The organism is Planktothrix serta PCC 8927 (assembly GCF_900010725.2).
Classification (GTDB): Bacteria; Cyanobacteriota; Cyanobacteriia; order Cyanobacteriales; family Microcoleaceae; genus Planktothrix; species Planktothrix serta.
Genome location: NZ_LR734865.1, coordinates 41803 through 64032 on the forward strand (window position 1 = coordinate 41803; position 22230 = coordinate 64032).

A 22230-nucleotide genomic window follows, 5' to 3' on the forward strand; every position below is an offset into this window, starting at 1 on the left:
GTATCAGGATATACCCAGTTCTTTAAACCAAAAAGGAGCAATAGACTCATGGCTGTTGAAAAAGTGAACTCATCCTCCAGTCTGGCTGAAGTGATTGATCGGATCTTAGATAAAGGTATTGTCATTGACGCTTGGGTGCGTGTTTCCCTGGTTGGGATCGAACTTATAGCGATAGAAGCGAGAATCGTGATCGCCTCTGTAGAAACCTATCTGAAATATGCAGAAGCCGTTGGTTTAACCGCACAAGCGGCTGTTCCTGCGGTTTAAGATTGACGAAATCGGCAACGGGTATGGAGCCAAAAAAAGCACAGTGATCTGCTAAAGTCATCAAAGACTCCTTTAGCTGGTCATTGTTGGCTAGGGTAACGTTTTATACGGTTGAGCGAGTCAGGGTGTAAGTTGAATTAACGGGATCATTCGTCCCATACCCAATGCCCAATACTACACAACCCAGCGACACGAGGGTTATTCAACAGTGTAAGTTTTGTTAACAGACGCTCATGTATGCTATAGTTTAAGCCATGGCATACATACCACTCAGGAAAGCGGTCGAATTTCTGGGTCTGCATCCCAATACGTTGAGAAAATACGCCGATGAAGGCAAGATCAAAAGCATCAAAAACCCAGCAGGGCAAAGGCTCTACGATGTTGAATCCTATGTCCGGGATACAGTGGTCGCTACCACTGTTTGCTACTGCCGAGTCAGTTCAACAAAACAACAAGATGATCTCGACAGACAAGTCGCCTATATGCAATCCATTTATCCAGACGCAGAAATTGTCCGAGATATCGGTTCAGGACTTAATTTCAAAAGAAAAGGATTGCAAGGGTTACTGGTCAGACTTATGCGAGGTGATCAGCTCACAATTGTTGTTGCCTGTCGAGACAGATTATGTCGATTCGGATTTGAACTATTCGAGTTTATGGCAGAACAAAACGGTGGAAGCATCATGGTTCTCGAAAACTCTGTACATTGTCCAGAAGCCGAACTCACAGGGGATCTTCTCTCCATCCTTCACGTCTTTTCTGGTCGGATGCACGGACTCAGAAGTTACAGCCAAAAAATCAAAGAAGATCCGAATCTACCTAAACCCTGAACAAAAAGGATTGCTCAAACAATGGTTCGGAGTTAGTAGATTTGTCTACAACGAAACCCTTAAATATTTGCAGCAACCTGACACAAAAGCGAACTGGATGGCGATTAAAACAGGAATCTTAAAGGGATTACCTGAATGGGCTAAACCTGTCCCTTATCAAATTAAATCAATAGCCATCAAAGATGCTTGTTTAGCTGTCAAAGCCGCTAAAAAAGGGTTTAAGGCAGATGGTAAGATTCGTCAATGCAAATTTCGCAGTCGTAAAGATGTAAAGCAATCAATTTACATCCCTAAATCAGCGATTAAAGATTGTGGAATTTACCACAGTATATTAGGAGGGTGTAAATTTAAAGAATTACTTCCCGACAATTTTAGCGATGGTCGATTAACGTTAATTTATGGCGAGTATTACTTGACCATCTCCACAAAAGTACAACAACTAAATTCCGAGAATCAAGGGAGAGTTGTTGCCTTAGATCCTGGTGTTCGTACATTCATGACATTTTTTTCTGAAACATCTTTTGGCTGGCTAGGTCAAGACTCTAACTTGCAGATTCAGAAATTATGTTTCCAGTTAGACAAATTAGTTTCCCAATTATCAAAAGCCAAGTGTAAACAGAAAAGAAATCTCAAAAAAGCAGCGAGTAGACTTCGTTGTAAAATCCAGAACTTCGTCAAGGAATTACATCATAAAACAGCTAGATTTTTAGTGGAAAACTTTGATGTAATTTTACTTCCCACGTTTGAAACATCACAGATGGTTTCTAAGTCCAGACGTAAACTTAGAAACAAATCTGTCAGGCAAATGCTGACTCTAAGCCATTATGAGTTTAAGCAATTTCTGAAGTGGAAGGCTTGGGAAAACCATAAAGTTGTGATTGATTGTAACGAAGCCTATACTTCTAAAACGGTGTCATGGACAGGTGAAATTATCAATAATTTAGGTGGAGCAAAAACGATTAAGTCAAACTCCACCCAGTTAAAAATGGACAGAGATCTAAATGGTGCGCGAGGGATCTTCCTTCGTGCATTGGTTGATACGCCTTGGTTGAGAGAGTATCTTAACTTATGTGTTTGTTAGCAAATGTTAGCAAAAAAGTATCGGTTTGGAAATTATGGCTTTAAAAGACAACTGGCAACAAGAACGGATCGGGCGCCAACAGACGGTTCAAGAACGTCAACAGCACGTTCAAACAACACTCGAACTGTGGCAACAGGAGCGCCAAAATCAAGCCTTAGACGATCAAGCAGTTCGACAAGAGTTTGTCACGAATTTGCAACAACAAACCCAAGAGTTGTTAACAAACCATCGAGAAGAACGTTTGTTAGTCGCTGAAGAAATTCAGCAGCAACTCCAAGACTTTATTCAGCAGTTATCCCAAGAGGTGGCGGAGTTTCTGCAACACACCACTCAGGAACGTTCTGAAATAGCAAGTCACCTGCATCAACGGTTATCCCAATTTCGGGAAGACCTGGGAAACACCGTCACCGACCTGTTAGCAGACTATCAGCAACAGCGACTTGAAGCCAGAGAACCCTTACTTGAGGACTTAGCTGTGTTTCGTCAAACCCTATCCCAGGAGGTACAACGGTATTTGGGGGAGTTAGACAGCCTGCACCAGCAAATGGCGCAAGGGTTACAGCAACAACTGCAACAGAGTCGGACAGATAGACAAGAAAGTGTGAAGGCGTTATTTGTAGATCTGGGAGAATTTCGCTCAGAACTGCAAAACTATCACCAGAAACTGCAACAAAGTGTTTGGGGAAATTCCCGTCGGGAACCTCGCCTAGTTCTCACCCCCCAGCGGTCTATTCCTGGGAAAAAACCCATCGCTACTCGCAAATCTGCGCCATCTTCAAAACCTCCTTTAAAAACCAAGCTCACCTCTAAACCCCAAGCTGCACCCCGTTCGGTGCAACCCCAACCCACTATTCCCGCCTTTCAGCTTGAACCTGTGACTCCCGATCAACAGGTTTACAACTATATCCAAAGCCATCAAAACGGCGCTCGGTTAGCGGAAATAGAACAAGCTCTAGGAATTAATCGGGTGCAGACCGTCGATGCGATTCGGGTATTATTACAACAGGGACGTATTTCTCAACGCGATCGCGTTTATATTTCCTCTAAAAAATAGTAGGAGCGAGGTTTCCTCACCCTTGCTAGTTTCTATTCCCTGTTCCCTGCGATAACATTTTATTAAGCCTGCCGATCACGTCTGAACTCGGCAGCATTTAAGCTGTTAATTGTATTAAAAATATGACTACTGTGCTTCAAGCTCGTCCTAAAGGCTTTGTCAATACTCCAGCAATTGAACAACTTACCATTCGAGCGTTGAGGTATCTTCAAAGTGGCTTTTCTCTGCATTTACGGGGGCCAGCCGGAACCGGAAAAACGACTTTCGCCATGCACTTAGCGGATTTATTAAATCGTCCTATTGTCTTAATTTTTGGGGATGACGAACTCAAGTCTTCTGATTTAATTGGCAACCAACTCGGCTATACTCGCAAAAAAGTTGTTGATAACTTTATTCATAGTGTGGTTAAATTAGAAGACGAATTACGCCAAAATTGGATTGATTCTCGTCTAACCTTAGCGTGTAAAGAAGGGTTTACCCTGGTTTATGATGAGTTTAACCGTTCTCGTCCCGAAGTTAATAACGTTTTACTTTCGGCTTTAGAAGAAAAATTATTAGTCTTACCTCCTAATAATAGTCGCTCAGAATATATTCGGGTTAACCCTCATTTTAGAGCCATTTTTACCTCCAACCCGGAAGAATATTGTGGGGTTTATGGTACTCAAGATGCGTTATTAGATCGGTTAATTACCATTGATATGCCAGAACCCGATGACGAAACCCAGCAAGAAATTTTAGTCCAGAAAATCGGCATTTCTACAGAGGATGCTCAAAAAATTATTAAATTAGTCAAAATTTATTTAGAAATAACCACCCATAAAAAAGAAATTAAACCTGTTCAAAATGGAAAATCTCCCCGTCCCCATATTGATAAATCATCGGGTTTAAGACCCGGATTAATTATTGCCAAAATCTGCCATGAACATGAAATTGCTATTGAGGCAGATAGTCAAGATTTTATCGAAGTTTGTGCAGATATATTATTATCTCGTACTGCCTTATCCTCAATGGAAGCACAAAAAAAATTAGAACAAGTGATCAAAACCGTATTCACTAATGGCGACTTTTCTGCTAATAGTGCTTTGCTATCCTCGGAAACGTTATTAACGGAAAAAAACGACTTAGGAATTGAGGAACAAGTTTATCAATATTTACAACAATCTACAGGAGCAAGGGTTTCGGAAATTGAAGTTGCGTTAGGATTAAATCGAGTCCAAACAACCAATGTGTTACGCACTCTGTTAAAACAAGGTTATCTCAAACAGCAGGATAACCGTTTCTTTGCTGTGCAAAAAGAAGGAGAATTAATTCAGCCATGAACTCACAGCAACGTCCCTCAAATCTGCAACGCGGTGTTCCCACATCGACTCAAGGATCGAGTTTAGCCGATATTTTAGAACGGGTATTAGATAAAGGTATTGTTATCGCTGGGGATATTTCTATTTCTGTTGGTTCAACGGAACTCCTCAATATTAGAATTCGGCTGTTAATTGCTTCGGTGGATAAAGCTAGAGAAATTGGGATTAATTGGTGGGAAAGTGACCCTTATTTAAGCAGTCAAACGAAAGTTTTAACCGAAAGTAATCAACAATTATTAGAACAAGTTAAATTATTACAGGAGGAAGTTAAAGCGTTAAAAGCATTAACTTCACAAAAACAACCAGAGGAGTAGAACTTGACATACCCGATTTGTTGGTGGTATTTTTGACAGATATTAGGGTATTAAACCGAAATAACAACTTAACTTTATTATGAAAGTTCAATCTGTAGAGTTAAAATATTTTAAAAAATTTCGGACTTCTCCAGTATTTGATTTTACTGATCCCGAAACGGGATTAGCACGGGATCTGATCGTTCTTATCGGAATGAATGGTTCTGGTAAAACCAGTCTTTTACAGGCAATTGCAGCAACGTTAGGGGAAGCAACAGGGCGATTACGAACACTTTCAGATTTAGAATGGCCAGGATTTAATTATGAATTATTAGGGGCTAATTGGGGCAAGTTTGACCCGGAAGTTAGTTTAAAAGTACAATTTTCTCGATCAGAATTGCAAGCAGTTCGAGAATTCACCCAGAAATTGCAAGAGATGGGGCGTAATTTAATGTCTCCGACTGAGAAATCTATTGTAAATCTCAAGTGGCGAGATAGAAGAGTTCAGGCGGATACTGCTGCTGAATTATTTCAATTTAAAGGACGACAATATGCTAAACAATTGCTTCGATCTGAAGGTTTTCAGGTTTTTGAAAGAGTTGGCACAATTCTTTGGTATACAGAACAGCGAACCTCAACAAGCTTAACACCAGAAGATCCCGATATAAAAATCGAAATTACTCATGATATTATCCGCGATCGCTTATCCAAATGGCGACAGTTTCATCAGGATTTTGTTAATGGTAAATTTGAGAAATTACGGCCTGGACAGAAAGATTTATATGCTGAAATAGAACAAATTTATCGAACCCTTTTCCCAGAACGTAGTTTTGAAGGCCCTATTCTACGAGAAGGGGTTGATGATATTCTCAGTGAGCCCTGGTTTTATCTCTATGATGGCAGAAATCAGTATGAAATTTCAGAGATGTCTGGGGGTGAGCGTGCTACTTTTCCAATGCTGATCGACTTTGCCAGTTGGAATATTCATAACTCGGTTATCTTAATTGATGAAATTGAATTGCACTTACATCCACCCATGCAACAGGCGTTACTCAGAGCTTTACCCAAACTGGGCAAAAATAATCAATTTATTATTACAACTCACTCTGATTATATAGAGCAGTTAGTTCCTGAAGCATATATTATTCGTTTGGAGGCGTGATTATGAGTGTTGTTAGTGGTGGAAAGATTATTTTTTGTGAGGGAAAAGATACCAGCTTAGATTATCAATTACTGAGCAAAATAATTGCAGATATATCAGGCTTTAATACAATTGTTCCTGTTGGAGGTAAGTTTAATTTTTCACTTTTTTCTCAAGGATACTTTGCTCGATATGAAACCATAAATCAACCCTATATCTTTTTTAGTGATCGAGATTTTGATGTTAAACCCACTTCTAATATTCAGTTACTTCTATTTGCCAATAATCAATCAAGGTTTTTAAGTTATCGTGCTTGTATTGAAAATTATTTCTTAGATGCTGATTTGATTCATAACTATTGGTTAGAAAAATTCCAAGGAAGGCAAGAAAATCCTACCACTACATGGGCATATGGAGACTCCCCAGGAATTGACAAAATTTCAGAATGGATTCAAAATAGTGCTATGAGCTTAAAAAATTATCAATCAGTACGATGGGCTTTAGGCGATTTAACAAATATGGGTGCAGCACGGAGACAGCTTAGAACCACCTGGACAGGAAAGAGTGGTCAACTTCCGAATTCATTAACTCTACAAGATTGCAAAACTCAAGCTTTAGAAATGATTAGCGAATTTAGACAAGCTGTTGAGACGGTCACACCAGAAGAATTTGAAAACAGGCTTAATTTGTATCATCAACAGTTTGATCAAGAAGAGTTTTGGATAGAGAAACAGTATTTAATTTGGTTTCATGGTAAAGATATTCAGAAAGAAATGCAAAGACAACAGAATAAATATATTTCTTTAAATAAAGAATTTTTTAAATGGGCAATTCAGAATCTTGATATTAATCAACATCCCGATCTAATACAGTTACGCGAAAGAATTAGGAATCTATGATTAAATGATAGCATGGCTTAATTTCTTAAATCCGGTTTAAATATCGTTCAATTAACACAATCGCAACAATATCATCAATCGGACGGGGTGGGGTTCGCATTCCTTTAGGAATTAAACGAGTTAAGCCTTTGGGGGGATACATTTGCCAATAGCGATCGCGCGCTTCTAAGGTAGAATATCGTTCATTAACTTGAATAATAGATAGAGATTTTGGTAAAATTTCAGTTAGTTTTTGTTTCCACATTTTTGAGGTGGTTTGATCTCCCATCACCACTATCTCAATCGCAAATTGTTGACACAGAGATTGAATTATGGTAGAAACATCCGACGCTAAAATTACCTGATGATAATATAATTGTGAATCCTTACCCATCACCGCAATTCCACATTTTTCTCGACCGGGATCAAAACCTAAAATCATCTTATTTTTTCTCCTGTTCAATAGAATTAGATTGAGAGGTCGAATTTTCTAAATCATTCTGTTTTTCCGGCGATAGATTTGGCAATTCATTGGGATTATTAAGCGATTCCTGTTGACGGGTACTAAAGATCACCTCACCATTGCGACGCGCTAATAAATCCAGTCGTAACGGCCCAATCGTATAGGCATCTTCGGCGGCAACGGCTTGAATTTCTAAGGGTTGATTATGGTCTTGCAATTGTTGGAAAAAACGAATTAATGTATCCATTCTATCATTCCCAATTTGCACTGTTCCATTGACAACCCCAACAAAATGCGCCCGAAAACTGGAGGCATCTAACAATTGTTGCAATTGTTTTTGTAACTGACTATTCGATAAAGTGGAGGGATCAAAAGTTGTTCCAGCAATCAGTTCTCCCGTCGTAAATAATAAGCGATTAGGTTCGGCTTTGGTAAAAACAGAAACCTTGGTTTCACCGACTAAATAATTAGCAGCCGAAATCACTTGCACCACATAATCCCGACCATCATCAATTTCATTAATTAAATCTTCAACTTCTACTTTAGTTATTTGAATTACCCGTGATTGATTGGCATTTTTATTCGCCAATTGTACGGATTCAATCGCCTGAATATTCGCTTCTTGTAAGAGTCTATTAACCGCTTGGATAGAGGTTTTGGGGTCATTAATTCTGACTAATCCACTGGCTAAGATTTGTCCTCGTTCTAAAGCAACATTGCCTTCTCGTAACAGTTGAAAATCGCGTTCAACCAATTCTACTTGCTGGGCTAAAACTTGTTTTTGCTGTTCTAATTTTTCCTGTTCCGTTTCCAATTCTTGCAGACGAGATTCTCGTTTAGCAATAATTTGATCCTGTTCCGTAATTCGTTGTTCCTGTTGTTCGAGTTCTTGATCTTGCTGTTTCATCTCTTGATCTCGTTTAGCAATTTCCCGATCACGAGCCTGAATTTGAGCTTTAACTTGTTCTCGTTGTTGAATTAGGTTTTGACGTTCAGTTCTGAGTTTAGCGATTTCTGCTTGTAAACTTTGTTTTTGTTTAAACACCCCTTGGAGACGATTTTCTGTCCGATTCAGTTCAGCTTCTGTTGCTGTTTTTTCCGATTGAATCCCCTGCAATTGTTTCTGAAGATCTCCCAATTGACTTTGAGTTCGTTGTAATTCTTCTGCTGTTTGAATCGCTTGAGACTGAGCGGTTTGTAGGGATTGATTAATCCCATTCAACTGAGTCATTGCGGTATTCAGTTCGACTCTGGCTTTAGCTAAATCGGTTTCTACTCGTTTTTTTTCATCTTCAGCGCGAGTTAAATCTTTACGAGCATCATTGAGTCGAGTTTGAATTTGATCAATTTGAAAAACGCCCCGACGTAGGGGTTTACTGGAGGCAAATAAAATCCCTAACGTCAATGCCGAAAGCACACTGCCCGTTACAATTGTCACGACCATAGCAGTGTTACGGGGGCGGAGATTGAATAAACTCAGCCTGGCTTTTCCAACTTTCGTTCCCAGGCGATCACTGACAGTGGCAATTACGCCTCCCAGAACTAAGATAGATATAACCAGGATAATTCCTGCGGTCATATCAAAAATTTAACACTGTAGTTTAAATGGATTTGACCCCCTCTAATTCTGAGTTTTTCCTCTGAACTTCAGCTAAATTCTCTCTGGTTCTATTTTCAGGAAAAGACCTGAATCATCTTAAGATTCATCAGCAAAACCTTGAATAGACTAGGTGAATTGTTGGCTTAGGGTAACGGGATTATGGACTGTGATCTTTTTCTTATGAATCGAGATCATGTTTTTTTGCCGCAAATCTCCTAATAAACGGGTAACAGTCACTCGTGTTGAACCAATGGCTTCTGCGATCGCCTGATGGGAGAGCTTTAAGTCAATCCGAATCCCATCTTTACCCGGCACACCAAAATCTCGACAAAGAATTAGAAGAAAACTGACTAATCTTGATCCCATATCTCGGTGAGCTAAGGTTTCAATCATCATCTCTGTTTGTAAAATTCGAGATGATAATCCTCGCAACATTACCATTGGCAATTCGGGATCACTTTTTAGGGCTTTCTCAACTTGTTCAATGGGAACCGAGAGTAGTTCTACAGGGGTAAAGGCGACGGCATGGTAAAACCGATCTGACCGATGACCTGTAATTAAAGATAAAACACCAAATACACTATTTTCTCGAAGTAAAGCAACAGTAATCTCTTCTCCAGCTTCATAGACTCTGGACAGTTTTACCGCACCTTTAATCAGAACATAGACGCGCTCCGCCGGATCGCCGGGAAAGAAGATCGTCTTGCCCCGTTCAAAGCTTTCCACGACGGGTGGGAATGCCCCTCCGCCGATGCTGCGGAACACTTCTGCTAACGGTCTATCATACGTCACGACCCGATCCCTTGCACTAACAATGCCCTAATATATCTTCCGTATTTCAGTTTACGCTAATTGCATCATCTTTCTTCCCCCGGTCAACTCCCGCTAAATCGCTACTCCGATTAGTCCTGCTCTGGCGAAGGATTCAGAGGAAAGCCCTTGGGGGGAATGGACAAATGAATGCCTTTGAGAAGGATACCAGTTGCATATAGAATAATCTATTATGCTGAATTTGAACGGAAAAAACGCACTGGTTACGGGCATTGCCAACAATCGCTCAATTGCGTGGGGCATTGCCCAACAGCTTCACGAAGCTGGAGCTAATATCGGAGTGACCTATCTTCCTGACGAGAAAGGTCGTTTTGAAAAAAAGGTCAAAGAGTTGGTTGAACCCCTCAACCCTAGTTTATTTTTGCCCTGTGATGTCCAGAATGATGCTCAAATTGAGGAGCTTTTTACCGCCATCCGCGACCAGTGGGGACGGATAGATATCCTCATTCATTGTCTGGCTTTTGCTGGAAAAGAGGAACTCTCAGGGGACTTTAGCAATGTATCTCGTGGCGGATTTACCCGCACGTTAGATATTAGTGCTTATTCATTGGTACAACTGAGCGCTGCTGCTAAACCTTTAATGACCCAGGGCGGTAGTATCGTTACCCTAACATATCTCGGCGGTGTGCGGGTGATTCCCAATTACAACGTCATGGGTATTGCTAAGGCGGCTTTGGAAATGAATGTTCGTTACTTGGCGGCGGAGTTAGGGCCATTGGGGATTCGGGTAAATGGCATTTCGGCTGGCCCGATTCGGACTTTAGCTTCTTCAGCAGTTGGCGGCATTTTAGATATGATTCACCACGTTGAAGAAATTGCTCCCCTGAAACGGACTGTGACCCAAACCGAAGTCGGTAACGCTGCGGCTTTCCTCTGTAGTGATTTATCCAGTGGTATTACGGGCCAAATCCTGTATGTCGATTCGGGTTATTGCATCATGGGAATGTAGGATGTTGACTGTTGGCTGTTGACTGTTGACTGTTGACTGTTGACTGTTGGCTGTTGACTGTTGACTGTTGGCTGTTGACTGTTGACTGTTGACTGTTGACTGTTGGCTGTTGACTGTTGACTGTTGACTGTTGACTGTTGACTGTTGACTGTTGGTGCGTGCGCTATCGCTTACGCACCCTACAATTTCCCTCCTGTTCCCTGTTCCCTGATTATGCAAATTAGCGATCGCTCTTCTATTACTAACTCAAATTCTAATTTAGATGTTCTTCCTAGAATTGCAACGGTACACCGAAAAACGGGAGAAACGGATGTTAATGTTACTGTTAATTTAGATGGAACTGGAGCCTGTAATGTGTCTACAGGAGTTCCATTTTTAGATCATATGTTGCATCAAATTTCGTCTCACGGGTTAATTGATTTAGATATTCAAGCCACTGGAGATATTGAAATTGATGATCATCATACTAATGAAGATGTGGGAATTACATTGGGTTTAGCGTTTGCTAAAGCGTTAGGCGATCGCAAAGGAATTGTTCGGTTTGGTCATTTTATCGCCCCTTTAGATGAAGCCTTAGTTCAAGTTGCTTTAGATTTTTCCGGTCGTCCTCATCTAACGTATGGGTTAGAAATTCCGACGCAACGAGTCGGAACTTATGATACTCAATTAGTCCGAGAATTTTTTGTGGCTATTGTTAATAATAGTCAAATGACCTTACATTTACGTCAATTAGATGGAATTAATTCCCATCATATTATTGAAGCTGGCTTTAAAGCTTTTGCGAGAGCGTTAAGAATGGCGGTTGAAANAGCGGCATTTTTTAATTCTTGTAAATTCATGGTTGATTTTTCCTCTTTGTTTATTCAATTATATCTTAATTCAGAAACCACCCCTACAAATAATTTTAAATAGATTTTAATAAAGTTTAATTTAAGATAAACGAGCTAATACTTCTCCTGCGGATAAAATAGTAATCGGGGAGTTAACAAAAGGTTCTCGCTCTAGTAAATGATCAAGAATAATATTAGTATCTAGCAGCACTCTCATTTTAAATATTTCTCCGTCAAGTATTCTTCTTTTAGCGTTTCTCCCTCAATATCATTAGGTGGAGCTATATCTGTTTTTAAAATTCCCCGCAGACGTTCTGTAATTCCATCAGGAACATCAGGACGAGGACGCAATTCTTGAGACAATGAATGAATAATAGACTCTACCAGTAATAACCGTTCATGAACNTAAAGGCGTTTTGTAATTTTGTTGACGGTTGACGGTTGGCTGTTGACGGTTGAGAAATTATGCTACGGTTAGACTATCCTGATTATTGTTTTGATTGAAGTTATGGTTTCTCAACCTGCAACTGTCAACCTAACGGAAATTATCTATCCCGAAAGTGATGGAAAACCGATGGCAAATAACACAGAACAATTTAACTGGATTGTGGCAATTGAACAGAATTTAGAATGGTTATTTGCTGATAATTCTAATGTATTTGTAGCGGGAGATTTATTCTGGTATCCGGTGGAAGGAAAACCGCATATTGTTAACGCACCGGATGTTTTAGTGGTATTGGGAAGACCCAAAGGAAAACGAGGTTCCTATTTACAATGGAAAGAAGACGGAATTTCCCCTAGCGAGTGGGGAGCTATTTTAGTATTATAGAGATAGAGTTTTTAAATTGGCAATTGGCTTTCAATCGATTTTATATGGCTAATGAAATTTCTAGTACAGAACCAGATTGGGAACGGGAAAAATTAAAACAATGGTGGTCTCCTAGCCGTCAACTACTGAAATCAATACGTCAATATCAAAAGTGGAAATCCTATGGCGGGTTATTGGGTGACTTATTCTGTGCTTGGAATGTCCTTAATTACCGATTTTGGAGTTGTGTAACTGGAGCGGATATTCCTTTAAACTGCCAAATTCAGGGGGGGTTACTTATAATTCATCCCAATGGAATTGTGATTCATCCTAGCGCAATGATCGGGCCTAATTGTTTGATTTTGCAACAAGTAACTATTGTGGGAGGAGTAAAAATCGGAGGTCATGTTGATATTGGCGCCGGTGCGAAAATTATACGGCCTGTCAGTATTGGAGATCATGCCAAAATAGGAGCAAATGCAGTGGTTCTTTGTGATATTCCCCCTGGTGCTACTGCGGTGGGAATACCAGCTAAAGTGATTGAAAAACCTCAATAACTAGAAAATATAACTTAGGGCTTGCTGAATTATATTAACGTAATTAAGCATAATTAAGAGTTAAAACTCGCTAAGATTAAGGTTAGATCATCATCGGTTCGTCCGGTTACACGAGGCGATCGCAAAAACCCGATTAATTGTTCCTGAGCATCAATTTCATCGGTGATGGTTTCTACAAATTTAAACAGAGGAGAAAAGAAGGGATGATGGGGTTTTCCTTCGGGCATTTTTAAGGCTAACATTTGTAAGCCATCGGAAAAAGCAGCTAAATATTTAGGTTGTCCTGACCAGAGGTTAAATTGGGCATTTTCAACCGCATTAGGAGAAACTAAAAAGACTGTTTCGTTCAGATATTCTCCACTGGTAGGTATGGTTAATTCCAGAATAGTTCCATTCTTATCTTCCACAACAATAGCCCCATCTCCTACTTGAGCAACGGCGACTAATTTCGGTGTTGCTATGCCTATAATTAAGGTAGTTGCTAACTCTCGAATTTCCGTTTCTTGGGTAACAGATTCCGACTCAATAGCCACCTTAGCATTATTTAAAGCCTCTTTTAAATACTCTTGCCAAGGGATATTTTCAGTATTAATATCACCTAAATTGATCTGTTTTTCCAGAGTTTCTAACGCTATTTTGACAGCAATATTTGCCCCCAAATCTGCTAATTTTGCCGAACCCGCCCCATCTGCAACCGCCAGAATTATCAAATCTGGGGATAACTGTTTAAAACCGTGAGCATCTTGACAGGGAAGATCCTGCTTTTCATGACTTTTTCCTGTCACTGATGCTGATATAATTTTCCAATTACAAACCTGATTCATTATTAATGATTAACTTGTTTAAACACTCACATTTTCTATTCTTAAACTGTTCCCCATCCCGGCGGGGGTAAAGCCACCTGTTCATCGACTTTAGAATGAGAAACTGTTTGCATACTTGTTGATAACCAAATAAACATTTCTCGAAAGTCTAACCCCTTCAATTTTAACGGGGTTCTCTGGACAATTTGAGCCAACCGATCTAAATTTGCCCCTTCTACGCCAACGGCAAAAAATGCGACCTGTTTTTTCAATTCTTCCTCTTGAATGCGTCTAGTAGCTTGTTCTGTCACCCGGTCAGCTTCTCCTTGAGGTTCACCATCGGTAATCATAAACACCCAAGGACGATAATAGGTAATCCCATTATTCCGATATTCTGATTTTCTCGCCGCTACTAAATCTAACGCTTGGCTAATAGCAGTCCCCATAAAGGTTTGACCTTGAGCAGTTAATACTGGAGGTTCAAACTGATCGGCGGTAACGAAATCCTGTACAATTTTAACTTGATTATCAAAGGAAATAATCGCCACTTCTACTCGTTTTTTAGCGAGTTCATCCCGAATTAAATCATTTCTAAACGCCATCAGTCCATCGTTTAAGGCGTCAATGGGAACCCCTTGCATCGATGCGGAGGTATCCAACAACAGCACACAGGGACACCGAGGTTCTGGATTTTCTGCAAATTCAACCGCTTCTTCTAATCTCATGATGGTTTAATTATATCGTTGCTATTACTAGGATACTATCTCTTGTTCCTTTATTGATAGTTTCAATAGATAGAAATATAGTCAAGATTTATTTCCAATCTTCCCAAGACTGATTAAAAATCGACATTCCTGGGAATAAAATCGGATTATTATTGCTTTCTAATAACCGTTGTAACTCCTCTAATAAGGGTTCACGGTAGGGTAAATTATCCACTAATTGATAGGGAAAAAGTTGTTTTTCTAAGCTAAAGGCTGCGGTTGTTCCCGTCGCCGCCCCAACAGACCATTCAAAGGAATGAACCCGATAAGCCGCCGCCGCAATATGAGTGGTAGCGATACTTTTTCCCGCTACTAATAGATTATCAATTTTTTGCGGAATCATGGCTCTTAACGGAATTTGAAACGGATAAGCTTGTCCTTGTCCTCGACGTTCTCCTTCCCGTTCTGTATTCCCTGGAATTTCCGGTGGACTTTGGGTTAAACAGGGGTGAAAATCAATCGCATAATGACCAATTCCAACGGTATCTGCATAAATTGTAGCCCTAGAACGGGGTTGAATATCAGCAATTGTTTCTTGTCCTGAAAGCACGGGTAAACTATCTAATCCTCCTAAGTTTAACCAAAGTAAACGATAGGCTTCTGGGGTTAAATTATCACTATACCAATCTTGGCGAAAGTTATTTCGAGAAATATCAATTTCTGATACCATAAATCCATCTTTATAACCATAAGCGGGACGACCAATAATTCTCCTTCCTTCTCGCATATAGGGATATTTAGATAAGCCATGAACGGTTCCCATTGGAGAGTTTAAGCCGAATAAATAGCGATAATTGGGATGTTTTTCTTTAACACCTTCACCCAGTTGGGAGTCTGTTGTTCCTGCTACTAACCAATAGAAAAAACCTAAAGCATTTTCTTCCCCTTTTCTTAAAGTTTCTGTTCTTAACCCGCCTTTCCAGCCATCGGGTTGCCGTTGACCTGTTGCTTCTAATTGCGATTGTGTTAATATTAAATTATCCTGCGATGTTCCGGGTCGATAATCATTTCCCCATGTCCAATTTTGCATGGAAATATCCCCTGGATAAATCGGCCATTCACGGGGATTCGTAGAGCGTTTTTGTTTGGGTTTTATACTATGAATTCGCCGATAGGTATAGACTAAATTAAAATTTGCTAATCGGGGTAATTCATAACTATAATAAGGTGCATATTGTTCATAGAAGGAGGGTTTTTCGTGGGTTTGGGGATCGGCGGTTGCTTCCATTGCAAAGGTATAGGTAAACCCTTGAGTACAATAGGGATCTCCGGTTAGACTTGATGCAGTAGGTTCTTGAGGTGAACGGGGATCAATTCCGAGTTGATGCGGAATATTAGTTAATCCAATAATTTCTCCGGTTTCTGTCGCTTCAATAATATACCAATCTGCTCCTTGATTGGCTTTGATTTTAGAGGTAAATCGAATAATATTTTTATCAAATCGTTGAGAATTGTTATAATTATAAGCATCATCAATAATCTCAGATAAGGGTTCTGTATTTAAGGGCGGTGTTCCGGGTGCAGGTTGATGTTGAATAGCGATCGCTTCAGTAATTTGATTATCAATAATAGTCATATCTTTAATGACTGTGGAAGGAAACCATTGTAACCTTCCTTTCCCTTTCTTTTCGGCTTGTTTGAACATTTTTAATAATATTTCATTCCCGGCTTCTGGCATAAAACAGGCTTCACTGACCCAACAAGCGCCGGGGTTTAGGAGTCCATATTTATTTTCAATTCCTGCTCGTAATTCTAAATATCCTCTGGGATATAATAAAAGCGATCGTTGAGTCGGTCGTTCATCTAATGCGGAGGTTCCTTGGGCGGAAATTTGACCCCCTACCCAGTCGGTAATTTCCGTTAAACAAACGGTTTTTCCGGCGAGTAACCCTTCATAAGCAGCAGCGCTTCCCGCTAGTCCTCCTCCAACAATTAACAAATCACATTCTACTTTTTGATCAATGCGAGGTGGTGTTGCTAAGGCTAGGGATAAACTTGGATAAAACGAAATTATGCTAACGATGAAACTGATCATCAATTTAGAGGTAATTTTAGTCATATTTGAGCCAAATTTCACACAAATTTAAGGAATTTATCATTTTTCAATATTAAAAAAACTGGGTTTCTGGTTTGAGATTTATTCCTGAATATTGTCCAATAGACAAGATTAAATTCTCATTTCTAACCTAACTGCAATTAAGATCTATAAAATGGAAGGTCATACCTTGAACCGGGTTAAAACCCTAGTGTAATTTTCGGTATTAAATGCTCTGTCCCTCACCCTGATTATGATTGAACTTCTGGCGGTGCTATCTGCTTCAGCCGCAGCAGGATTAAGAATAGCTTTACCCTTGCTGGTCATTGGTTTATTGCAAACTGATTTATGGTCGCGTGTACCCTTTTTATCTCGATTTTCACCGCAGGTTGTTATCGGGGTTCTTGTCAGTTGGTCATTATTTGAAATTTTTGCTTCAAAAAAACTACTGGGACAGCGTATTTTACAAATAATACAATTACTATTTAGCCCCTTTGTGGGTGCTATCATGGGTTTAGCGATCGCAGAAGCTACTAATGTTGAACCTCGCTTATTTTGGATTATTGCAATTGTTAGCGGTTTACTGGCTCTGGTTTTACAATTAGTTCAAACAGGTTTATTTTATCGCTTACGAGGTTTGCCTGTATGGGTGATTGTTGGTCAAGATATTCTCTGTGTTTTCTTAGTCATTTTTGCTTTTGATGCTCCTCAACAGGGAGGGTTAATTGCTTTATTATTATTGTGGCTTTCCATTCGGATTTCTAAAGAATGGTATCGCTGGTACAAAAAACAAGGCAACGCTGGAGAACGCAACCCCCGACGTTATAAACGGGAACCGGATTAACAGGGATGTGGAACAGGCATCTTGCCTGTTCCACAACAGGTTTGATCCTCCTACAGCAAGCCGATGAAATGTAGGGGGCCTTGTCCGGTAATTATTTCTAATAATAAGCCGATCATTCCTAACATAGCTAACCGACCATTCCAAACTTCGGCGGTGGTTGTCAGTCCCCATTCCCAACGTTCTTGAGGATACATCTTGGTTTGTTTACCCGGATGTACCACATCAGAGAACTTAATATTAGGAGAATCTAAAGCTTCTATTACCATTTCTGCTAAATCATTAATAAATACCGGATGGGTATTTAAGGCCGGAACACGATGGAATTTTTCAATACCACATTCTTCCGCCAGTTCCCGATATTCCATATCAATTTCTTCTAAAGTTTCGATATGTTCAGAAACAAAACTAATCGGAACAACCACTATTTCTTTAACCCCTTGTTCTGCCAATTCAGGAATAGCCTCATCTGTATAAGGTTTCAACCATTCCACAGGGCCAACTCGACTTTGATAAGCTAAAACATGGGGGTTAGGACGGTTTAAGGTCTGCATAATTGCAGCCGTACACCCTTCAATTTCATCTCGGTAAGGATCTCCTACTTCTTCGACATAACTAACCGGAACTCCGTGAGCACTAAAGAAAATTGGGACTTGTTCAGGCTGTTCACAATGTTCGATTTCTTGCTCAATTAATTCCACCATTGCTTGTAAATAACCGGGGCGGTTATACCAAGACGGAATCACTGTATAATCAATTTTTTGTAAACTGGGATCTTGTTCCCAAAGTTTTTCTAAAACTCGAAAACTGGAACCACTTGTACTAATTGAAAATTGCGGATATAAAGGTAAAATAACTAACTGCTCGATTTGATCGCGTTTGATTTTAGCGATCGCTTCTTCGGTAAACGGGTTCCAATAGCGCATCCCCACATACACCCGAATATCCTGGCCTTTGTCTTGTAAAGATGCTTGTAAAGCAAGAGCCTGCTCTTCTGTAATTCGCCGCAAGGGAGAACCGCCCCCAATGGCTTTATAATTTTCTTGGGATTTCTGATAGCGCAGGGTCGAAATCATCCAGGCCAGGGGTTTTTGCATCCAAACAAAAGGCAAACGGATAATTTCTGGGTCTGAAAATAGATTATACAAAAAGGGGCGAACATCTTGCAGTTGCTCTGGCCCGCCCAGATTTAGCAGTAAGACTCCGACTCGTCCCATAGCGGATACTTCCTATCCTAAGATTTGTTAACTATTTTAATAATATATTGTCCTTGTGGGTTAGTCGATCTTTTCGTTCATAAAAAATTTTCTCATTATGGCAACAATTCTCAGAAGCTTAAGTTACCGCTATCAATGGCTCTATGATACGATTTCCCGACTGGCGGCGTTAAGTGTCGGGGGAGAACGTCGGTTTCGGGAGTTACCCTTAACGGGGTTAACCGTAAACCCGGAAACTCAAATTCTGGACTTATGTTGTGGAAGTGGACAAGCAACATCGGTATTAGTTGAGTATTCCCAAAATGTTACAGGTCTGGATGCGTCTCCTCTATCCCTCAAACGCGCTAAAAATAATGTTCCTCAAGCGCAATATGTAGAAGCGTTTGCCGAAAATATGCCCTTTACTGATCACAGCTTTGATCTCGTTCACACCAGTGCTGCTTTACATGAGATGAACCCTGAACAATTGAAACAAATTCTCAATGAAGTTTATCGTGTTCTCAAACCGGGAGGAATTTTTACCCTCGTTGACTTTCATTCGCCCACTAATCCCCTATTCTGGCCAGGGGTAGCGATGTTTCTCTGGTTATTTGAAACGGAAACGGCTTGGCAACTGTTAAAAACAGATTTAGTTCAAACCCTATCACAAATTGGCTTTAATGTCAATCCCCCTCAACTTTATGCTGGCGGAAGTTTACAAGTGATTCAGGGGGTTAAACCTTAATAAAAACCGGGTTTCTTTTCAAAATTATTAATAACAAACCAAAGATTTGTATAGAAACCTGGTTTCTAATCTGGGGTGGGGTCGGTGTTTAGAAATCGGGTTTCTTTTCCAGATTATCGGTAACAAACACAAGATTTGTACAGAAACCCGATTTCTTATTCTTGGGTGGGGTTGGGCGGGTTTATCAAGGTTAATTGTAGGATGTGAAAGATGGGAGAGAACCCGCCCCTACAGATAATTTTAAATAGATTTTAATAAAGTTTAATTTAAGATAAACGAGCTAATACTTCCCCTGCGGATAAAATAGTAATCGGGGAGTTAACAAATCCTTGTAAATCACGGGTAACAATTGCATCCAAGTTTTCATTCATTGCACAAGCGAGTTGAACTGCATCTTCAAAATCGTCTAAATTTAAAGCCAGTGCTGTTTTAAGAATATCTTGATTAACAGCACAAACTTCTAATGTTAATAACAAATCAGAAACATACTGTTTACCGATTTGGGCATTTCTCTGTTTTTTGACAATATAAAAAATATCAGTTAATGTCGTTGCTGTTACATAACCGATGATTTGACCGGATCGAATTCCCTGAAATAACCGATCAGCATCTTCAAAAAAGGGCATCCTAGCCAGTAAACTATCTAAAATAATATTAGTATCTAGTAATATCCTCATTTGAGATACTTCTCCGTTAAACTTTCATCTTTTAATCTTTCTACATCTTCATCAGTTAATTCAACGTTATCCGTTTTTAAACTTCCCCGCAAACGTTCCCAAACTCCATCAGGAACATCAGGACGAGGACGCAATTCTTGAGACAATGAATGAATAATAGACTCTACCAGTAATAACCGTTCATGAACGGGAAGTTGATAAGCAGCATTTTTTAACTCTTGTAAATTCATGGTGGATTTTTCCTCTTTGTTTATTCAATTATATCTAATTTAATTTTTTACCTGTGTATAAACAGCTTCAACTCTCAATTTTTAGATCATCTTCAGAACAAATATTCCTCTTCTGTCACTCTCAGATTATCGTTTAACTAATTTTCAAGACACAGAAAAATGGTGGAAAATCATTATTAAGCTAACAATAATCGTCCTTTAGGTTCAGGAATAGAACGTCCTAACTCTTGCGCCGTTTCAATCCATTCTTGCATAATAATTTCTACATTTTCTAATGCTTCTTGATAGGTTTTTCCATCCGCAGCACATCCAGGTAATTCTGGTACTTCTGCAATGAACGCTTGATCTTCATGACTCCAATAAATCACTATTTCATATCGTAGCATTTTAATTCTTTGAGGGTTGAGACTGGATAATTTCTTGCAATTTCTGTTTAACTTCTGGTTTCACATTTAAGTCCACATCAGGATCACCCAAATATTCCTCTAGGCATTGCTCAACGGTATGTCGAATTAAATCTTGAAGTTGTTCTACAGTCAGATTACTTACTAACATTGTTAATCTCCTCATTCTTAACTGTTTGAATTAATTATATCAAAATTAAACAAAAGATTAAAATAGGCAAAAGAAGAATATTCTCCTTTTGCCTGATACCAATTAAATGAATATAAAAAAAGAGCAGTTTATAGCCTCCCAGAAATTAGTCATTCGGTGAGAGAGTTTTCTCCGCTTTGCGTTTTTCCCTCAGACGTTTCCGGTGTGCCATCGCTGCTTCTACGGGGAAACCAACAACGGGAATTACCTGATCTTGACGTTCTGCTTCTAACCGTTTCAGTTCAGTGTAATTAACCCAATGAATACAATTGACCGGACAAGTATCAATGGCTTCCTGTATTAACGCGGATGTATCGCCATCCTGTCGAAAAACACGCGCTCGACCATAATCTTCTTGAATAAAAAAAGTATTCCGAGCGACGTGGGAACAGTGTTTACACCCAATACAGGTGAGTTCATCTACATAAACCCCTTTTTGTCGTAATACACCGCCGAGTTCCGGCTCAAACCCCGAACGTTCCGGCGCATTTCGCAAAAATCCGCCCAATTCTGGTTCAAACCCAGAACGTTCAGACACGGGATCAGTTAGCGATACAGACCCATCAGACATTAGGCACTCCAGCGTTGTAAAACTAAGCGGATGGAACCATCTTGATGATTTTGTTGTTCAGAAACTTGAAACCCTTGTTTGGCGGTTTCGTTAACAACAGTTTGGTAAGCATACCGTTGAGTGATTTTGCTTAAAAACCGATCAACGGGAACTGCTTGTTGCCAAAATTGTAAATCAGCAACAAACTCATATTCTTGGCCATTCCAAGTAAAGCCTAGGTCATAACCATTTTCTTGCTCAATGACCACTTGAGCGGGACGGGTTTGACCTTGATAACCGCGCACCTCTTGAGGGCCAGCTTTCCAGTCAATGCCCAGATCGCTTAAAGCAGTTTGTAATGAGGTCAGATTCCGAATTTGGGTTTTGATTTGGCTAAAGTGTGACATAGTTGGCGATTTTTAACGAGATTTTCAGTGAACTCAAAAACAGAATTTACCAATGGCTCGAACCCACTTGGGTTGTCGCGGTCTCGGACTGTTGTTGGGTACGGGCGTAATACTCAGAAGTGGTTTCCTGAGTTAGTACGATGCCTAATTCGGCTTCGAGAGCGGCGGTTACTTCCGCACAGGAAGCCCCAACAATGCCAGTAACTTTCTCCTGCACACGGCCATCTGGATAGATGATGAATTCTAACGTTTCCATTATGCTAGGGGAATGGCGAGAACATACACCGAGGGTTGACCGTTGACGGTTGACCGTTGACTGTTAACCGACAACTAACAACCGATCATCCTTTTGTTGATTGGCCGTTTGACTCGAAATGTCCGTACATCAATTTTGACGAATCGATCAGAAACGAGTCACAACTTAACAAAAGTTATTAATACTTGAAGC

28 protein-coding genes and 1 pseudogene are annotated in these 22230 nt (G+C 39.9%); 14 read left to right on the forward strand and 15 right to left on the reverse strand.

The genetic code is table 11. From position 1 onward, the window contains the following. The first annotated feature begins 48 nt into the window (after positions 1-48). From gvpA to PL8927_RS09375, 8 genes are all read left to right on the forward strand, one after another. Positions 49-267, forward strand: coding sequence for a gas vesicle structural protein GvpA (gvpA, locus tag PL8927_RS09340; protein WP_083620231.1), 219 nt, complete (start codon positions 49-51; stop codon positions 265-267). A gap of 254 nt (positions 268-521) precedes the next feature. Continuing rightward, complete coding sequence (locus PL8927_RS09345; RefSeq protein WP_083620234.1) at positions 522-1097, forward strand: IS607 family transposase; 576 nt, start codon at positions 522-524, stop codon at positions 1095-1097. 10 nt (positions 1098-1107) lie between these two features. Continuing rightward, on the forward strand, positions 1108-2178 hold the full coding sequence (locus PL8927_RS09350; protein ID WP_231505967.1) for an RNA-guided endonuclease InsQ/TnpB family protein: 1071 nt from the start codon (positions 1108-1110) through the stop codon (positions 2176-2178). Positions 2179-2212: 34 nt separating this feature from the next. After that, positions 2213-3232 carry a gas vesicle protein GvpC gene (gene gvpC, locus PL8927_RS09355; protein ID WP_083620238.1) on the forward strand — a complete coding sequence of 340 codons (1020 nt, stop codon included), beginning with the start codon at positions 2213-2215 and terminating at the stop codon, positions 3230-3232. A gap of 122 nt (positions 3233-3354) precedes the next feature. After that, complete coding sequence (gene gvpN, locus PL8927_RS09360; RefSeq protein ID WP_083620242.1) at positions 3355-4551, forward strand: gas vesicle protein GvpN; 1197 nt, start codon at positions 3355-3357, stop codon at positions 4549-4551. Next, a complete protein-coding gene (locus PL8927_RS09365; RefSeq protein WP_083620246.1) occupies positions 4548-4904 on the forward strand; it encodes a gas vesicle protein in 357 nt (118 codons plus the stop codon). Before gvpN ends, PL8927_RS09365 begins: the two co-directional genes overlap by 4 nt. 79 nt (positions 4905-4983) lie before the next feature. Then, positions 4984-6045 carry an AAA family ATPase gene (locus tag PL8927_RS09370; protein ID WP_083620250.1) on the forward strand — a complete coding sequence of 354 codons (1062 nt, stop codon included), beginning with the start codon at positions 4984-4986 and terminating at the stop codon, positions 6043-6045. Positions 6046-6047: 2 nt separating this feature from the next. After that, entirely contained in the window at positions 6048-6923 is an 876-nt protein-coding gene (locus tag PL8927_RS09375; RefSeq protein ID WP_083620254.1) for a DUF4435 domain-containing protein, read from the forward strand. A gap of 25 nt (positions 6924-6948) precedes the next feature. On the opposite strand, the gene PL8927_RS09380 is transcribed toward PL8927_RS09375, so the two are convergent. The 3 genes from PL8927_RS09380 to ntcA all read right to left on the reverse strand — a co-directional run bounded on the left by PL8927_RS09380 (position 6949) and on the right by ntcA (position 9757). Beyond that, positions 6949-7344, reverse strand: coding sequence for a pre-16S rRNA-processing nuclease YqgF (locus tag PL8927_RS09380; RefSeq protein ID WP_083620257.1), 396 nt, complete (start codon positions 7342-7344; stop codon positions 6949-6951). Position 7345: 1 nt separating this feature from the next. Further along, entirely contained in the window at positions 7346-8944 is a 1599-nt protein-coding gene (locus tag PL8927_RS09385) for a DUF3084 domain-containing protein (RefSeq protein ID WP_083620262.1), read from the reverse strand. A gap of 147 nt (positions 8945-9091) precedes the next feature. After that, entirely contained in the window at positions 9092-9757 is a 666-nt protein-coding gene (gene ntcA / locus PL8927_RS09390; protein WP_083620267.1) for a global nitrogen regulator NtcA, read from the reverse strand. Positions 9758-9968: 211 nt separating this feature from the next. On the opposite strand from ntcA, the gene fabI reads away from it, so the two are divergent. Together fabI and hisB are read left to right on the forward strand one after the other, a co-directional pair. After that, a complete protein-coding gene (gene fabI / locus PL8927_RS09395) occupies positions 9969-10745 on the forward strand; it encodes an enoyl-ACP reductase FabI (protein ID WP_083620271.1) in 777 nt (258 codons plus the stop codon). A 213-nt stretch (positions 10746-10958) separates the two neighbouring features. Further along, positions 10959-11657, forward strand: coding sequence for an imidazoleglycerol-phosphate dehydratase HisB (hisB, locus tag PL8927_RS09400; RefSeq protein ID WP_083620275.1), 699 nt, complete (start codon positions 10959-10961; stop codon positions 11655-11657). 131 nt (positions 11658-11788) lie between these two features. Here hisB and PL8927_RS09405 read toward each other — a convergent pair whose 3' ends face one another. Continuing rightward, the gene (locus tag PL8927_RS09405; protein ID WP_231505968.1) at positions 11789-11938 is read right to left on the reverse strand and encodes a hypothetical protein; all 150 of its coding nucleotides are present in this window, start codon (positions 11936-11938) and stop codon (positions 11789-11791) included. 145 nt (positions 11939-12083) lie between these two features. Between PL8927_RS09405 and PL8927_RS09410 the strand changes: the two are divergent. Together PL8927_RS09410 and PL8927_RS09415 are read left to right on the forward strand one after the other, a co-directional pair. After that, positions 12084-12374 (forward strand): annotated as a pseudogene (locus PL8927_RS09410) (Uma2 family endonuclease); the annotation flags it as partial. Between the two features lie 74 nt (positions 12375-12448). After that, on the forward strand, positions 12449-12940 hold the full coding sequence (locus tag PL8927_RS09415; protein ID WP_083620284.1) for a serine O-acetyltransferase: 492 nt from the start codon (positions 12449-12451) through the stop codon (positions 12938-12940). Positions 12941-12993: 53 nt separating this feature from the next. On the opposite strand, the gene PL8927_RS09420 is transcribed toward PL8927_RS09415, so the two are convergent. The 3 genes from PL8927_RS09420 to PL8927_RS09430 all read right to left on the reverse strand — a co-directional run bounded on the left by PL8927_RS09420 (position 12994) and on the right by PL8927_RS09430 (position 16566). Continuing rightward, positions 12994-13764, reverse strand: coding sequence for a PP2C family serine/threonine-protein phosphatase (locus tag PL8927_RS09420; protein WP_083620287.1), 771 nt, complete (start codon positions 13762-13764; stop codon positions 12994-12996). 41 nt (positions 13765-13805) lie between these two features. Beyond that, positions 13806-14468 (reverse strand): vWA domain-containing protein, encoded by a 663-nt coding sequence (locus PL8927_RS09425; protein ID WP_083620291.1) that lies wholly within the window; start codon positions 14466-14468, stop codon positions 13806-13808. Positions 14469-14556: 88 nt separating this feature from the next. Beyond that, a complete protein-coding gene (locus tag PL8927_RS09430) occupies positions 14557-16566 on the reverse strand; it encodes an FAD-dependent oxidoreductase (protein ID WP_083620295.1) in 2010 nt (669 codons plus the stop codon). A 229-nt stretch (positions 16567-16795) separates the two neighbouring features. Between PL8927_RS09430 and PL8927_RS09435 the strand changes: the two genes are divergently transcribed. Beyond that, the gene (locus PL8927_RS09435) at positions 16796-17386 is read left to right on the forward strand and encodes a DUF4126 domain-containing protein (RefSeq protein ID WP_083620299.1); all 591 of its coding nucleotides are present in this window, start codon (positions 16796-16798) and stop codon (positions 17384-17386) included. Positions 17387-17436: 50 nt separating this feature from the next. On the opposite strand, the gene hemH is transcribed toward PL8927_RS09435, so the two are convergent. Continuing rightward, positions 17437-18600, reverse strand: a complete 1164-nt coding sequence (hemH, locus tag PL8927_RS09440; protein ID WP_083620304.1) for a ferrochelatase — start codon at positions 18598-18600, stop codon at positions 17437-17439. Between the two features lie 97 nt (positions 18601-18697). Between hemH and PL8927_RS09445 the strand changes: the two genes are divergently transcribed. Further along, on the forward strand, positions 18698-19324 hold the full coding sequence (locus tag PL8927_RS09445) for a class I SAM-dependent methyltransferase (protein ID WP_083620309.1): 627 nt from the start codon (positions 18698-18700) through the stop codon (positions 19322-19324). Between the two features lie 266 nt (positions 19325-19590). On the opposite strand, the gene PL8927_RS09450 is transcribed toward PL8927_RS09445, so the two are convergent. From PL8927_RS09450 to PL8927_RS09475, 7 genes are all read right to left on the reverse strand, one after another. Further along, positions 19591-20001 (reverse strand): type II toxin-antitoxin system VapC family toxin, encoded by a 411-nt coding sequence (locus PL8927_RS09450; RefSeq protein ID WP_083620313.1) that lies wholly within the window; start codon positions 19999-20001, stop codon positions 19591-19593. Beyond that, positions 19998-20231, reverse strand: a complete 234-nt coding sequence (locus PL8927_RS09455; protein WP_042153658.1) for a hypothetical protein — start codon at positions 20229-20231, stop codon at positions 19998-20000. Before PL8927_RS09455 ends, PL8927_RS09450 begins: the two co-directional genes overlap by 4 nt. 176 nt (positions 20232-20407) lie before the next feature. Then, complete coding sequence (locus PL8927_RS09460; protein WP_083620317.1) at positions 20408-20617, reverse strand: type II toxin-antitoxin system HicB family antitoxin; 210 nt, start codon at positions 20615-20617, stop codon at positions 20408-20410. A gap of 1 nt (position 20618) precedes the next feature. After that, a complete protein-coding gene (locus tag PL8927_RS27995) occupies positions 20619-20786 on the reverse strand; it encodes a hypothetical protein (RefSeq protein ID WP_197047366.1) in 168 nt (55 codons plus the stop codon). A 145-nt stretch (positions 20787-20931) separates the two neighbouring features. Further along, positions 20932-21396, reverse strand: coding sequence for a ferredoxin (locus PL8927_RS09465; protein WP_083620322.1), 465 nt, complete (start codon positions 21394-21396; stop codon positions 20932-20934). Next, complete coding sequence (locus PL8927_RS09470; protein ID WP_083620326.1) at positions 21396-21782, reverse strand: DUF1257 domain-containing protein; 387 nt, start codon at positions 21780-21782, stop codon at positions 21396-21398. Before PL8927_RS09470 ends, PL8927_RS09465 begins: the two co-directional genes overlap by 1 nt. A gap of 46 nt (positions 21783-21828) precedes the next feature. Then, complete coding sequence (locus PL8927_RS09475) at positions 21829-22038, reverse strand: DUF2997 domain-containing protein (protein WP_083620330.1); 210 nt, start codon at positions 22036-22038, stop codon at positions 21829-21831. Positions 22039-22230 lie beyond the last annotated feature (192 nt).

Bases quoted from the DNA above. Each gene is read 5' to 3' on its own strand.
- PL8927_RS09470 (WP_083620326.1), bottom strand. From the start codon at position 21,782: ATGTCACACTTTAGCCAAATCAAAACCCAAATTCGGAATCTGACCTCA.
- PL8927_RS09380 (WP_083620257.1), bottom strand. From the start codon at position 7,344: ATGATTTTAGGTTTTGATCCCGGTCGAGAAAAATGTGGAATTGCGGTG.
- hemH (WP_083620304.1), bottom strand. From the start codon at position 18,600: ATGGGACGAGTCGGAGTCTTACTGCTAAATCTGGGCGGGCCAGAGCAA.
- PL8927_RS09425 (WP_083620291.1), bottom strand. From the start codon at position 14,468: ATGAGATTAGAAGAAGCGGTTGAATTTGCAGAAAATCCAGAACCTCGG.
- PL8927_RS09435 (WP_083620299.1), top strand. From the start codon at position 16,796: ATGATTGAACTTCTGGCGGTGCTATCTGCTTCAGCCGCAGCAGGATTA.
- PL8927_RS09445 (WP_083620309.1), top strand. From the start codon at position 18,698: ATGGCAACAATTCTCAGAAGCTTAAGTTACCGCTATCAATGGCTCTAT.
- PL8927_RS09345 (WP_083620234.1), top strand. From the start codon at position 522: ATGGCATACATACCACTCAGGAAAGCGGTCGAATTTCTGGGTCTGCAT.
- PL8927_RS09415 (WP_083620284.1), top strand. From the start codon at position 12,449: ATGGCTAATGAAATTTCTAGTACAGAACCAGATTGGGAACGGGAAAAA.
- PL8927_RS09420 (WP_083620287.1), bottom strand. From the start codon at position 13,764: ATGAATCAGGTTTGTAATTGGAAAATTATATCAGCATCAGTGACAGGA.
- PL8927_RS27995 (WP_197047366.1), bottom strand. From the start codon at position 20,786: ATGTTAGTAAGTAATCTGACTGTAGAACAACTTCAAGATTTAATTCGA.
- PL8927_RS09430 (WP_083620295.1), bottom strand. From the start codon at position 16,566: ATGACTAAAATTACCTCTAAATTGATGATCAGTTTCATCGTTAGCATA.
- PL8927_RS09460 (WP_083620317.1), bottom strand. From the start codon at position 20,617: ATGCTACGATATGAAATAGTGATTTATTGGAGTCATGAAGATCAAGCG.
- PL8927_RS09455 (WP_042153658.1), bottom strand. From the start codon at position 20,231: ATGAATTTACAAGAGTTAAAAAATGCTGCTTATCAACTTCCCGTTCAT.
- PL8927_RS09465 (WP_083620322.1), bottom strand. From the start codon at position 21,396: ATGTCTGATGGGTCTGTATCGCTAACTGATCCCGTGTCTGAACGTTCT.
- gvpA (WP_083620231.1), top strand. From the start codon at position 49: ATGGCTGTTGAAAAAGTGAACTCATCCTCCAGTCTGGCTGAAGTGATT.
- gvpC (WP_083620238.1), top strand. From the start codon at position 2,213: ATGGCTTTAAAAGACAACTGGCAACAAGAACGGATCGGGCGCCAACAG.
- PL8927_RS09365 (WP_083620246.1), top strand. From the start codon at position 4,548: ATGAACTCACAGCAACGTCCCTCAAATCTGCAACGCGGTGTTCCCACA.
- PL8927_RS09370 (WP_083620250.1), top strand. From the start codon at position 4,984: ATGAAAGTTCAATCTGTAGAGTTAAAATATTTTAAAAAATTTCGGACT.
- PL8927_RS09375 (WP_083620254.1), top strand. From the start codon at position 6,048: ATGAGTGTTGTTAGTGGTGGAAAGATTATTTTTTGTGAGGGAAAAGAT.
- PL8927_RS09450 (WP_083620313.1), bottom strand. From the start codon at position 20,001: ATGAGGATATTACTAGATACTAATATTATTTTAGATAGTTTACTGGCT.
- PL8927_RS09385 (WP_083620262.1), bottom strand. From the start codon at position 8,944: ATGACCGCAGGAATTATCCTGGTTATATCTATCTTAGTTCTGGGAGGC.
- fabI (WP_083620271.1), top strand. From the start codon at position 9,969: ATGCTGAATTTGAACGGAAAAAACGCACTGGTTACGGGCATTGCCAAC.
- gvpN (WP_083620242.1), top strand. From the start codon at position 3,355: ATGACTACTGTGCTTCAAGCTCGTCCTAAAGGCTTTGTCAATACTCCA.
- PL8927_RS09475 (WP_083620330.1), bottom strand. From the start codon at position 22,038: ATGGAAACGTTAGAATTCATCATCTATCCAGATGGCCGTGTGCAGGAG.